Source organism: Paenibacillus sp. PsM32 (assembly GCF_030433815.1).
Classification (GTDB): domain Bacteria; phylum Bacillota; class Bacilli; order Paenibacillales; family Paenibacillaceae; genus Saccharibacillus; species Saccharibacillus kyungheensis.
The window spans coordinates 171,756-184,102 of sequence record NZ_JARUWY010000002.1 but is presented as its reverse complement, the minus strand read 5'-3'; the positions used below and the strand labels follow the sequence as shown (position 1 = coordinate 184,102).

12 protein-coding genes are annotated in these 12,347 nt (G+C 39.1%); all 12 read left to right on the top strand.

The window, feature by feature from the left end; translation table 11 throughout:
• The first annotated feature begins 56 nt into the window (after positions 1 to 56).
• The 12 genes from QCD85_RS06685 to QCD85_RS06630 all read left to right on the top strand — a co-directional run bounded on the left by QCD85_RS06685 (position 57) and on the right by QCD85_RS06630 (position 12,315).
• Positions 57 to 863 carry a TIGR01457 family HAD-type hydrolase gene (locus tag QCD85_RS06685; RefSeq protein WP_301262057.1) on the top strand — a complete coding sequence of 269 codons (807 nt, stop codon included), beginning with the start codon at positions 57 to 59 and terminating at the stop codon, positions 861 to 863.
• A gap of 26 nt (positions 864 to 889) precedes the next feature.
• Complete coding sequence (locus QCD85_RS06680; RefSeq protein ID WP_273612653.1) at positions 890 to 1,714, top strand: Fpg/Nei family DNA glycosylase; 825 nt, start codon at positions 890 to 892, stop codon at positions 1,712 to 1,714.
• A gap of 33 nt (positions 1,715 to 1,747) precedes the next feature.
• Positions 1,748 to 2,098: a cyclic-phosphate processing receiver domain-containing protein gene (locus tag QCD85_RS06675; RefSeq protein WP_301262056.1), complete on the top strand. Its 351-nt coding sequence runs from the start codon at positions 1,748 to 1,750 to the stop codon at positions 2,096 to 2,098.
• 5 nt (positions 2,099 to 2,103) lie between these two features.
• On the top strand, positions 2,104 to 2,427 hold the full coding sequence (locus QCD85_RS06670; protein ID WP_273612651.1) for a thioredoxin family protein: 324 nt from the start codon (positions 2,104 to 2,106) through the stop codon (positions 2,425 to 2,427).
• 25 nt (positions 2,428 to 2,452) lie between these two features.
• Positions 2,453 to 3,517, top strand: coding sequence for an SAM-dependent methyltransferase (locus tag QCD85_RS06665; RefSeq protein ID WP_301262055.1), 1,065 nt, complete (start codon positions 2,453 to 2,455; stop codon positions 3,515 to 3,517).
• A 68-nt stretch (positions 3,518 to 3,585) separates the two neighbouring features.
• Positions 3,586 to 4,056, top strand: coding sequence for a DinB family protein (locus QCD85_RS06660; protein ID WP_273612649.1), 471 nt, complete (start codon positions 3,586 to 3,588; stop codon positions 4,054 to 4,056).
• A 237-nt stretch (positions 4,057 to 4,293) separates the two neighbouring features.
• Positions 4,294 to 5,778 carry a serine/threonine protein kinase gene (locus QCD85_RS06655; RefSeq protein ID WP_301262054.1) on the top strand — a complete coding sequence of 495 codons (1,485 nt, stop codon included), beginning with the start codon at positions 4,294 to 4,296 and terminating at the stop codon, positions 5,776 to 5,778.
• A gap of 27 nt (positions 5,779 to 5,805) precedes the next feature.
• A complete protein-coding gene (locus QCD85_RS06650; protein WP_301262053.1) occupies positions 5,806 to 6,831 on the top strand; it encodes an SAF domain-containing protein in 1,026 nt (341 codons plus the stop codon).
• A gap of 49 nt (positions 6,832 to 6,880) precedes the next feature.
• Positions 6,881 to 7,606 carry a hypothetical protein gene (locus tag QCD85_RS06645; RefSeq protein WP_301262052.1) on the top strand — a complete coding sequence of 242 codons (726 nt, stop codon included), beginning with the start codon at positions 6,881 to 6,883 and terminating at the stop codon, positions 7,604 to 7,606.
• Complete coding sequence (locus tag QCD85_RS06640) at positions 7,603 to 8,442, top strand: hypothetical protein (protein ID WP_301262051.1); 840 nt, start codon at positions 7,603 to 7,605, stop codon at positions 8,440 to 8,442. Before QCD85_RS06645 ends, QCD85_RS06640 begins: the two co-directional genes overlap by 4 nt.
• Positions 8,432 to 10,249, top strand: coding sequence for an ATPase, T2SS/T4P/T4SS family (locus QCD85_RS06635; RefSeq protein WP_273612644.1), 1,818 nt, complete (start codon positions 8,432 to 8,434; stop codon positions 10,247 to 10,249). The genes QCD85_RS06640 and QCD85_RS06635 overlap by 11 nt, the downstream gene beginning before the upstream one ends.
• The gene (locus tag QCD85_RS06630) at positions 10,246 to 12,315 is read left to right on the top strand and encodes a hypothetical protein (protein WP_301262050.1); all 2,070 of its coding nucleotides are present in this window, start codon (positions 10,246 to 10,248) and stop codon (positions 12,313 to 12,315) included. The genes QCD85_RS06635 and QCD85_RS06630 overlap by 4 nt, the downstream gene beginning before the upstream one ends.
• Positions 12,316 to 12,347: the final 32 nt, after the last annotated feature.

Below are 12,347 nucleotides of genomic sequence, written 5' to 3'. Positions count from 1 at the left end.
CTTATGCCGCAACTTTTTTTACAATGAAGATTGTGAGTGATAGAAAGGGTGTCTATATGACAACAAATCGTAAAGGATTACTGATTGATCTGGACGGTACATTGTATCATGGCGATACCGTTATTGAAGGGGCCAGTGCTTGGATTCAAGATTTACAGTCCAAGCAGATTCCTTATTTATTTGTTACAAATAACTCTTCTCGTACACCGCAAGGAGTGGCAGATCATCTGACTCATTTAGGGATTCCTGCTACTGCTGAACAAGTATGCACTTCTGCAATGGCAGCCGCTTATTATATTGCACAGCAATCTCCTGCGTCGAGTGTATATGTCATCGGAGAAGAAGGATTGAAACAAGCGGTAACAGAACACGGGTTACAATTAACAGAGGAACAGCCCGATTATGTCCTGCAAGGGATCGATCGTCAATTTACATATGAAAAGCTGACAAAGGCATTGCGCCTGATTGCAGGTGGGGCTACATTTGTTCTAACTAATCCCGACCTTCAGCTTCCTTCACATGATGGTTTGTTGCCGGGAGCAGGTACGATTGGTGCTTCTATTGTTGCTGCAACAGGGATAGAACCTGTTGTGATTGGCAAACCATCAGCCATTTTGATGGAATATGCATTAGAACGCTTGGGACTACCTGCAAAGGATGCTATTGTAGTAGGCGATAATCTATTGACTGATATTGCTGCTGGGGCTGCTGCCGGTTGTGTGACAGTGCTAGTATTAAGCGGTATTACCACAATAGATAATATGTCTACACATGAAGCCAAAGCAGGGGTCAAAGCAGATATCATATGTCAAGATCTTGCCGAAGTAAGCTCGGCTCTTGGATTGTATTCATCATCCCATTAATTGATATAGAGAGAGGAAGAATTCTTATGCCAGAATTGCCAGAATTAGAAAATTATAAAGTGCAATTAAGCAATTACATTTTAAATGTACCAATTACTCAAATTGAGGTAAAACGTGCCAAAGCAGTTAACTTGGAATCCGAGCAAGTAAATCGCCAAATCGTAGGCGAACGCATTGCTTTTATTGAGCGTCGCGGTAAATATTTAAATCTGCATACGAACAATGGACAACGTTTGCTGTTAAGCATTGCAGCAGGTGGTTCTTTATTTTATGGCAAAACGAAAGAAAATGCTGATCGTGTAGCAGATGTTGAAATTCAATTTGAAGATCATAACTCGCTTTACTTTACAGGTGCTCGTCAAGGGATGTTCTATGTTTATACTGCCAAAGAAGCAGGAGCGAAGTTGAACGAACTGGGATTGGAAGCCACAGATCGTAAATTAACAGAAGAACTATTTATCAAATTATACAAAGGTCGTCGTAGTTCGCTCAAAACAGCGCTAACGAACCAGAATCTAGTCGCAGGTATTGGAAGCTACTATGCAGATGAGATAGCTTTTACAGCAGGTCTATTGCCTTCTGCTAAAGTACAAGAATTGGATGAAGAAGCATTATCCCGCTTGTACTTTGCTATGCAAAATGTATTGGAAGAAGCTATTCAGACAGGTGGACATTTGGTAGGACAACCGCTAACAGTAACAGATTCCTTAACAGGTGGATTCCATGCGCTGCGTCGTGTATATGAGCGTGAAGGTGAACCTTCTGTACGTTCTGCGAAAGATTTGATTGTCAAAACCGAAGTGTCTGGCAAAAAAGCGTATTATTGTCCAGCTACACAATTTGAAAAATAATATCAATTCATATGAACCGAGGAGGCAATCTTTATGATCAATCTTTATTTGGATGATTATCGTCCTTGCCCCAAAGGTTTTGCTCTAGCTAGAGATGGTGAAGAATGTCTGATGATGCTGAGAGAAAGTGAAGTCAATATTCTTTCGCTTGATCATGAGCTTGGTTTTGGGCAAATGGATGGCACCGATGTAGTCAAAGCAATGGTGCATGAAGGTCTATTTGCAAACGAGATTTATTTGCATACGTCAAGCATGTCTGGTCGCAAACGAATGTATGAACTGTTATATCAAGCAAAACCTGAACATGTCATTTTGCATGATGGTGCTATGCCTGCTGAAGTTCTGAACGATATTGCTAACCAGTCTTCCAAAGGGCAAGGGTGAGTGCAATGATTGAAGAACTAACAGAACAGCAAGCACTAGAGATGGCAACTACATCAGGACAAGCAATTGCGATATATGCGTACACACCACTTTGTGGTACTTGTAAAATGGGACGACGGATGCTGGAAATCACGTTACCGCTTTTACCAGAACATACGGTATATGCATTAAATGTTAATTTTGCACCTACATTTGTACAAGCTTACGAAATTAGCAGCATACCGTGTCTGATCGTATTTGAAGCGTGGAGAGAAAAAACTCCACGTTTTTTATACCGCATGGAATCTGTTCCGCGTATACTTGAACATATCCGTAGTGCAATTGCATAAATTATTGGAGGCTGAACATTAACTCATGAATGACCAAGAAAACAATACGCAAGAGCAACAAAGTGATTCTCGCTGGATCGGAACAGCGAATCATGGCTTTGCTCCTTATGCACAGGAAGAATTGAAAAGAGTGTTTGGAGCTGTTAAAAGTTCTGTTCTGGTTCCTGCTGAAGTCCTTTTATTAACGTTACCTGTGGCTACAGAGCAAGTCGTACAACGCTTATTAGCAGAACCACCTATGTTCTTACGTCATATTCAACCGGTTCATTATGATCTGGTACTGGATCAAATTGATTCTGAACAACATCCATTTGATGCATTAGCCCATTTATTATTGAAACGTGATGAATTGAAAGATATCAAATTAGCAGTTCATATTCGCAAAACAGCAGATGCTACACCGGAAGAAAATGCTTCTGAACTGCGTCATTTGCTGGAAGAACGTCTAATGGGCTTGCAGTCTGATTTTACAGTGCAGGATGCTGATAAAGTGGTATCTGTATTTTGGACAGCAGAGCGACTGTATGCAGGTATTTCAGTGCCAACTGATAACCTATCCGATTGGAATGGGGGAGCTGTACGTTTTCAACGAGAAGAAGGACAAATTTCACGTGCCAAATTCAAATTACTTGAAGCAGAACGTGTATTTGGAATCGACTTTACCGCTTTTCGTTCTGCCGTTGATGTAGGAGCAGCTCCTGGAGGTTGGACTTCGTTTTTACTGGATAAAGGACTACAAGTTACAGCAGTAGATCCAGCTAAAATGGACCCTTCTCTGCAAAATATTCCTAATCTTAAAGTAGTGAAAAAAAATGCAGCTGATGTCAAATTCAAACCGAATGAATTTGATCTACTGGTATGCGATATGAGTTGGAGCCCTAAATTAACAGCCAAACTTGTGATCGGTATGCTTGATGCTGTTGTTCCAGGTGGAACCGTTATTGTAACCGTCAAATTAATGAACAAAAAGCCGCTGGCTTTAATTAAAGAAGTCATCAGTACATTTGAAGATGCTCGTATGCAAGTTCAACGTGCGAAGCAACTATTCCATAATCGCGATGAGATTACGCTTTATATGGTCAAATACTGATAATGTAATAGCTTAAAATAATTGGCTATACCCCAAACAAAGATCAATGTGGAGAAGGATGTGTACTTATGCAAAACGCAATTTATCGTTATTTACCGGATATGGAGCATTTTGTAGAACAGATTCGCGCGATTCCTGAAGCAGAAATTGACTTTAAACCAGCACCAGAAGCATGGAGTATTCATGAAATTGTTGTTCATTTGTTTGATGTAGAAATTATGCTTCAATATCGATTGAAATCAGTCTTAGCTGAAGAAAATCCTGTCATCAGAGCATTTGATCAAGATTTATGGGCACAAAATCTAAAGTATAGTTCGCTTAATATGGAACATCATCTGCAAGCATTGATCGCGATGCGTAGGGCTTTTGCACCTGTTCTGGAACAGATTCGTGATGAAGATTGGGAACGTACAGGTGAGCATACAGAAGATGGAACACTGACTGCACGTACGATTGCAGAGAAAATCTGTGTGTCTCATTTAGAATTGCATGTGAAACAAGTACAACGCAATCGTGATGCTTACGCTGCTCAAAAATGATCATATTGAACTATGTAGGAAAATAGTCTTATAAAAACTCTTTACAAATCCCGACTTTATCATTTATAATAAATTCAAATTGAAATGCAACGGACAGGGAAAGCATCCCGTCCACTGAAGAAATTAATCCTTAACAGGGTTATTTTCAGTGTGGCGGAAGCTTTCCCTTTTTTGTTGCATTTTTTGGTATAGAGACGACAAAGCTCAATAAAAAACTGCGATCAAGGAGGTATATATATGATTCATTCATCCAAATTAACCTATGGAATGGTATTAGGAGATCGCTATCAGATTGAGCAAAAGTTAGGGAGTGGCGGTATGAGCCATGTCTATCTGGTTCATGATTTGAAATTACCCGGAAGATCATGGGCGATTAAAGAAAGCGTATCTGCTCCTTCACAATTTGTAAATGTTGCAGATGAAGCTCAGATGTTAATTACACTTAGTCATCCTTCTTTACCAAGAATCGTAGATTTTTTTGAGCCTGATGATGAAGGATTTACATACTTAGTTATGGATTACATTGAAGGCATTACATTAGATCAACAATTTAAAAAGTATCCGGAAATGATTACAGCATCATTTATTATGCGTTGTGCAGATCAATTGTGCGAAGTATTAGAATATTTGCATGATCGAGAGCCACCTATCGTTTTTCGAGATATGAAGCCTTCCAATGTAATGGTTACCCCTATGCAAGATATGAGATTAATTGATTTTGGAATTGCGCGTAATTTTAAGCCACAAGAAACAGAAGATACGGTCAAATTGGGCACAGTCGGATTTGCAGCTCCAGAACAGTATGGCGGTGGGCAGACAGATAATCGTTCAGATCTATACGGGTTAGGAGCATTACTTCTTTATTTGTCTACAGGAGGTCATTATAGCGAATGGATGCCTGGTATGGAGAAATTTATCCGAAGTGATCTTCCGCGTGGCATGATTCCTGTATTACGCAAAATGTTACAACATCGTCCGGTAGATCGGTTTCAAAATGCTACTGAAGCTCGTGAAGCATTACGTAGAGCTGTTCAAGAAAATACATCACCTATAATATATCCCAATTCACTTTCCAGTTCTGTTCATGTACAGCAAGCTACAATAGTAGTAGCAGTGATTGGTACAGCAGCAGGAACAGGCACGACACATACCGCTATAGCGATTGCACATTATCTGGCACGTCAAGGTGGTGGCGTAGCTTTAGCTGAAATGAATGGTGTGCCTGGAACATTTGCACGAATTCAATCGGTTGCAGGAGGAAGCTCACACCATCTTGAACGTAAATTTCAAATCCAGCATGTAGATTACTGGCGAGAGTCTGCACGGGCTGAAGTGGTGAATCTGCTAGGTGGAAGTTATCGCTTTCTTGTACTTGATTTGGGATGTTACAAAGACAATGAGCGCTTAGAAGAGTTTTTGAGAGCAGATATTCCGATCGTTGTAGGTTCAGGAGCAGAATGGCGGTATCAAGATATCTTGAAATTTGCCGAACAATTGCAACGTCACCCTCAAAGTAAATGGCAGTATTGTTTGCCTTTAGCTACATCAGAAGTGACGCAGCGGATAAGCAAAGAATTAGAGACTCAGCAAGTATATGCCTTACCATGGCAACCTGATCCTTTTGATCAACATCCACAGATGGATACAGCGCTTCAAAGTGTTTTTAATAGTATTATTCCAGCACCTATCAAAAGAAAAAAATTTCGTTTTAGTCTACGTTAAAAAGCGAAAATGAAGGAGATTATAACATTGTCTAAAATCAGACAACGCACCAAGCATTTAATTTATGCGGGTTTATGTGGAGCAGGAGTGATCGGTCTTTGCTTTGCAGGATACGTCATCTACTCTAGTATTCAATTCAAGCATAATCAGAATGAACTGAGAGCGCGATATGAACAGCAGATACGCACATTAGAAGAAGGTACAGAGCGTGTCACCGTATTTGTACCGGCACAAGAAGTAACCGCAGGCAAAGAGATCACTAAAAAAGACCTGGTCGGTATCTATTTACCGAAGCAATTTTTACCTGATCATTTGTTACCAACTGTTAATGAGCTGGTAGGTAAAACGACCAAAATTAATTTGACCCGTAATATGCCGATTACCACTTCGATGATCTATGAAGAACAACCCACAACAGATGATATGCGTAATCGTGAGCTCAATACTATCTTAATGCCTACAGATATCAAAAAAGGAGATACCGTTGATATCAGAATTCAGTTTCCAACCGGACAAGATTATATTGTATTAACCAAAAAGAAATTAAACAATCTGGATTATCCAACCATCTGGACTACGTTAAAAGAAGATGAAATGTTAGCATTATCCAGTGCAACCGTTGATGCTTTACTACACAAAGCTTCACTGTATGCAGTTAGTTATGTAGAACCACAATTACAAAAAGAAGCTATACCGACATACCCTTCAAATGCAGAAGTACTCAATTTAATGAAAGCAGATCCTAATATTGTAGGAACAGCAGAGCGTTATCTGTTAGATAATGTACGCAAGCAATTAGAATTAGATCTCAAAGCGTTATCTGATGAACAACGACTCAATATTGCTCAGTCTGCTCAATCCGCAGCCGAATCAGCTATATCTACACGACAATCATATAATCAATCAAGTGGTGTAAGTTCGAATACTAGCAATCCTAATAATGATAATAGTACTTCTAACAACGAACAGTCATCAACAAATACAAGTAATTCTACTAATAGCGAAAGTACTATTTACAAAAATAACGCATCAGAAGCATTTACTTCTCAATAGATAGAATCATATAAAATAAACCTTTTACACCAAGAAGGGATTGAGTTTTTTGAAAACCTGGATATTTACAGGATTATGCGATAAACGAGATTTGATGTTATCGCTTTGTGCTTTGATGACATCAGCCGGGCAAAAAGTATTGTTGATCGATGCCACATTAGAACATCGTTATCGCTATTACAGCAGCAATTCAGAATATATACAGACAATCACTGAATTTGCCGGATTTGATTTGGCAACAGGTTTTGAATCTTTGGAACAGATTAATCAGCAATTATCCCATACAGGTGAAGATTGTACTCATTACGATTATATTCTTTGTGATTTGGAACAGTTGTCTTTTTATAATCGAGAACAATGGACAGATGCGCAAGAGCATGTCTGGGTGAGCGATTATGACCGCTTAACGATCGACAAAAGTATTGCTTGGTTTGAGCAATGGTATCAGCAGATGCAAGCTCAAGACAAAGCTAATTTTGTACCCTCCTTTCAGTTAACATTTATTCATACGATAGATTGCTCGCTCGAGTCAGAGTATATTCGTAGCCATTTAGAGCATTTGCATATTGCATGGAATACAGAAGTGATTACGATTCCATGGACAGAATCAGATATGGCTTTAAAACTAGAAAATGAATATGCAGAAAAGTTACGTATTCGTCCATTGTCTCGTTTGTTCAAAAAAGGATTGTGTGAACTAACAGGTCAGATTAGTGGCATGGAAAATAAAGAAATCAAAAGAGCGCTGAAACAAGCAGAAAGGAAAAGAGCATGAGTACAGTAATGTTTTGGAGCCCACAAGCAGGTCATGGCAGAACATCTTCACATACTGCATTAGTGACATTAACAGCAGCATTACAATATCGATTGCGGATATTGGTCTGCCATAATCAAGCTCAAGGTGAAAGTATAGAAAGTGGATTAATGGCACAAGGAACTATCGTATCGACTGCTTATCAAGAATCAGATATTGGCATTGATAGTGTGCGTAGATTGTTATCTTCACGTAAGCTTAACAAAAATAATATCTCGGATTATACAATCCCATTATTGAAAGATCGGTTAGATCTGCTACCAGGAACTATGGTTGCATCCCATTCTTCGTCTGTGGAAGAAGGTTCAGATTGGCAAGACATTTTGAATATTGCTAATGAGTATTATGATCTTGTGATAGTAGATGTAGGGTCAGGTATGGACAAAGTGGAATTATTAAAGCAAGCAGATAGCGTAGTCGTCAATATGAGCCAGAATAGTAATCATTTAGAATCCTTTTTTAATACTGCTAGTCAATGGGCCAATATCCATCAACAACCATGGACAACAGTTCTAGGAGCTTATGACTCTGATTCCAAATGTGCGGTTGCTAATATTCGTCGCAAATTTGGCTTAAAGCAACCTCTATTTGCGATAGAAAATGATGCTCAATTTAGAGATGCATGGAATGCACAAACATTACTCTCATTTGTGCGTCGTAATCTTGGCGTAACGCAGCCGCGTAAATATACAGAGTTGTTTAAGCAGACGACGATGTTAACAGAACATATACTGACACAGTTAAATGAAGGGCATGATCATAAGCGGCTTGGAGAGGGGAAGCTTCATGCTATTTGAAAATGGGATCAATATGACTTTGATTATTATCGTGTTGCTGATTCTTGGTCTGTTATTATTTGCACGTCATCGTCGCGCAGCCCTTGCAGGTAACGATATTGCTATTAATCACAGTCAAGAGCATACATTGTCTGCATTGATTCAATACGTCAAAGATCAATTGCATGATATGAGCCATAGCCGACTATCCGATTATGGTCTGAATGAAGAAGAGTACCGACGCAGAATAGCAAAACGTACTGAATTACGCCAAGCGTTAAAAGGATGTATATCTGGAGATGTGATGGATAAGCGTTATGTGAAAGACTTTATCGCAGGTCTATTGCACAAAGGATACGGGCTTAACGAAACTAATATTAATCAGATTATTCCGTTTGATCAAGAAGAGCGCCTAACTACAGGCGAACAGTTTGATATTTTGTTATATCGCTACATTAGCGAATATGGACGTGATGGATTATCGATATTGATCGATACATATGATCTTGCAGCGCCTAAGTTAATCGAGACGGATGGAGACAGTTTGTCTTATGCAATTACAGAGCATGATATCCAGCAAATTTTCAGACAAGAATATCGCTCCTTAACTTTTGAAGAAAAGCTAGATATCGTTACTCAAAAAGTCTATCAGCATTATAAAGGATTCTCTGTAATTGATGAAATTAGAGATCAACGAGTCGATGGTGTCAGCGGTGGTGTAAGTGGCGTACTTGAAGATTCCGGCCAATTAACACCACGTTATATGCCTAACCCTAAAGACCAAGTAACAGAACCACCTGCCAAAGGATGGGAAAGTGTATGGCTATTTTATAAAGGAAAATCGATTCATTTGTCGTTTCTCAGCTTTGGTTCTGTACGTGAATTAAAAAGGGTCTGTCAAAATATTTACAAATACAATCATCCCGGACAATTGTCAGAAGCCAATGGTTATAAAGTGAATGAAATGAAAGATGGGTCTCGGATCGTTGTAGTGCGTCCTCCTTTTGCCGAATCATGGGCATTTTTTGTCCGTAAGTTCGATGTGCAAAATGCTACGTTGGAACAACTGATTCGTGGCGATCAATCTGCAATGGTCATCGAAATGCTGGTTTACTTAATGAAAGGAGCACGTATTACTTCGATTACAGGTGCTCAAGGTTCCGGTAAAACAACATTGTTAATGGCATTGGTAAAACATATTTACGCTTCTTATACGTTAAGGGTACAAGAGATGGCATCCGAGCTTCATTTACGTGAAATCTATAGTCGTCGTAATATTTTGAGCTTTCGTGAAACAGAGAATGTATCAGGTCAACAAGGGCTTGATGTTCAAAAGAAAACCGATGGAACAGTTAATATTTTGGGAGAGGTTGCTACAGATGAAGTAGCTGCCTGGATGATTCAGATGGCACAGGTTGCCAGTTTGTTCACTATTTTTACCCATCATGCGAAAACGTTTCGTGATCTGATCTATTCTTTACGTAACTCACTACTCAAAACAGGTGTTTTTCAAAATGAAGTAATCGCCGAAGAGCAAGTGGTCAGCGTTATTAACTTTGATATCCATTTAAAAAGAGATGCCGAAGGTCAACGTTATATCGAACGGATCACCGAGTGTGTGCCGGTAGCAGATTTAAGCGAAGAAGAAGGTCACAATCAGCGTTATACGTTTATTGCACGTAATATTATTGAATATCATGATGGGGTCTATGTAGCTGTTCATCCAATGTCCACAAAAAATCAAATCGAAATGCAAGAGCAAATGACTACTCAAGATCGTGTTTTATTTGAGCGTTTTGTAAATACGTATTGGGGGCAAGCTGTATGAGTATCAAGCATTTGCTTATCGCTGTCTTGATTATATGTGCAGTCGGAATGGCAGTTGTGATATTACTTTATCGGATACAACATAATCGTAGTAGACATCTGACAGCAATGATGCCTTCTGAAAAAAATCAGGATCTACGTAAAAAATGGCAAGCATGGCATTATCAAACGTTGCAACAATCCTATATGGTTGCGATGAAAATTCCGCTTCTAGGTCATTATGTTCTACGTATTCGCAAACGACTAACCAGTATTCATGCTTATGAAGAATGGGAATTACGTCGTCGTACAATGGCAGTAACGTGGATGATTATAGGCATATTAGGTGGATCAATAGTCATCCTAATTATTCGCAATCCTGATCCGTTATTCTTTATTATGCTTTGTATTGCAGCGGTCGTACTAAATAGCATGTTTATCGAAGCTTATGCAGGTCGATTAGAACGAAGATTGTTGCGTCAAATGGTTGATCTGTTAGCTGATGTTAGACATCATTATCATCGTCATGGCATGGTCGATGAATCGTTGTACGAAGCAGCGGAATATGCTGCTCCTGAAATTGCTCTACATGCTAACTTGATTGTAGAAGCATTAACCGACCAACATCCCGAAGAACGATTAGAGCAATATTACGAGACAGCGCCTAATCGCTTTCTCAAAGCTTTTGCGGGTATATCCGGTATGGTGATGGAATACGGAGATAAAGTAAGGCAAGACGGATCAATGTATCTTAGAGGACTCAGTAATCTGACCAAAGAGATCCATTTAGAAATTTTACGACGCGATAAGCTCGATTATCTGCTCAAAAGTCTAAATATTATCGTGCTTGTACCGATCTTTTTTACCAATCCGATTGAACAATGGGCACGTAGTAACTTTCCAGCAATGGATGATTTTTATACCAGTAAATTAGGATTTATCGCACGAATTTTTATTTTTATCCTTATTCTGATCAGTTATCTGTTACTGCAAAAATTACAGACTTACGATGAAACCACTTATCGAGCAGGCAAAGATTATCGCTCCTGGGAGCAAGTATTGTTGAAATGGAAATGGTTCAGCAAAATTGTTTTTCTAGCTTCAGCCGGAGAAAATCCACTTCATAAGTATCGTTTAGACAAATTACTGAACGATGTCAATGCTCGTATCACAGTGGAATGGTTGCAGGTACGCAGATTAGTACTTTGTATTTTATGCTTTGGCATTACATTGTCAGCAGGAATTATTCTGCATCAACAAGCTAAAGAAATGATTCTGTATGCACCTGTCAAAAACGATATGTTATTTGGTTCTATGTCTATGGATGAGCAAAAAAATGCAGAAGAATTAGCAGCTTTGGATCGTCAAATTATGATGTCTGTTGGATTGTCCAGTAAAGCGACCTATGAACAGATTGCTACACAAGTGAACAACTCGGGAAAATTTCGAGATCAAGAGCAGATCAATACGACAACTGATCGAATTTTGCTCAAGCTCAAAGCGTATGATACCGAGTATTTTCGCTGGTGGGAATTACTGATTGCTTTACTCACTGCTTTTATTGCTTATCAAGTGCCTGTATGGATGCTTTATTTCCAGAAAAAAGCACGCAGTATGGATATGAAGCATGAAGTGTACCAATTCCATACAGTGATCTCTATGCTAAGTGGAATGGATCGTATGTCTGTGGAAGTGATTTTAGAATGGATGAATCGATTTGCTGTGATCTTTAAATTGCCACTACAGAAATGTTTACTGCATTATGAGCATGGGCCTGAAGACGCACTAGAACAGTTGAAAGACGAAGTATCTTTCCCTGAATTCGGCAAGCTAGTAGACAAACTACATCTGGCAGTAGACAAAATTCCAATTCCGCAAGCATTTGATGATCTTGAAAGTGATATGTCCTATTACTTTGAACAACGTCGTCAAGAATACGAAAAAATGATCGAAACAAAAGCAACATGGGGCAAAATGATCGGTTTTACTCCGATGTATGCTCTGATATTCCTTTATCTAGTCTTACCACTGATAGGTATGAGCTTTAGTCAGATGGAAGTCTATTACGATCAGATTCAAAGAATATAGCTATTGATACACGTTAAAACTGATAAACTACA

Coding starts and splice junctions, on each gene's coding strand:
- QCD85_RS06685 (WP_301262057.1), top strand. CDS start 57: ATGACAACAAATCGTAAAGGATTACTGATTGATCTGGACGGTACATTG.
- QCD85_RS06670 (WP_273612651.1), top strand. CDS start 2,104: ATGATTGAAGAACTAACAGAACAGCAAGCACTAGAGATGGCAACTACA.
- QCD85_RS06680 (WP_273612653.1), top strand. CDS start 890: ATGCCAGAATTGCCAGAATTAGAAAATTATAAAGTGCAATTAAGCAAT.
- QCD85_RS06655 (WP_301262054.1), top strand. CDS start 4,294: ATGATTCATTCATCCAAATTAACCTATGGAATGGTATTAGGAGATCGC.
- QCD85_RS06640 (WP_301262051.1), top strand. CDS start 7,603: ATGAGTACAGTAATGTTTTGGAGCCCACAAGCAGGTCATGGCAGAACA.
- QCD85_RS06660 (WP_273612649.1), top strand. CDS start 3,586: ATGCAAAACGCAATTTATCGTTATTTACCGGATATGGAGCATTTTGTA.
- QCD85_RS06630 (WP_301262050.1), top strand. CDS start 10,246: ATGAGTATCAAGCATTTGCTTATCGCTGTCTTGATTATATGTGCAGTC.
- QCD85_RS06665 (WP_301262055.1), top strand. CDS start 2,453: ATGAATGACCAAGAAAACAATACGCAAGAGCAACAAAGTGATTCTCGC.
- QCD85_RS06635 (WP_273612644.1), top strand. CDS start 8,432: ATGCTATTTGAAAATGGGATCAATATGACTTTGATTATTATCGTGTTG.
- QCD85_RS06675 (WP_301262056.1), top strand. CDS start 1,748: ATGATCAATCTTTATTTGGATGATTATCGTCCTTGCCCCAAAGGTTTT.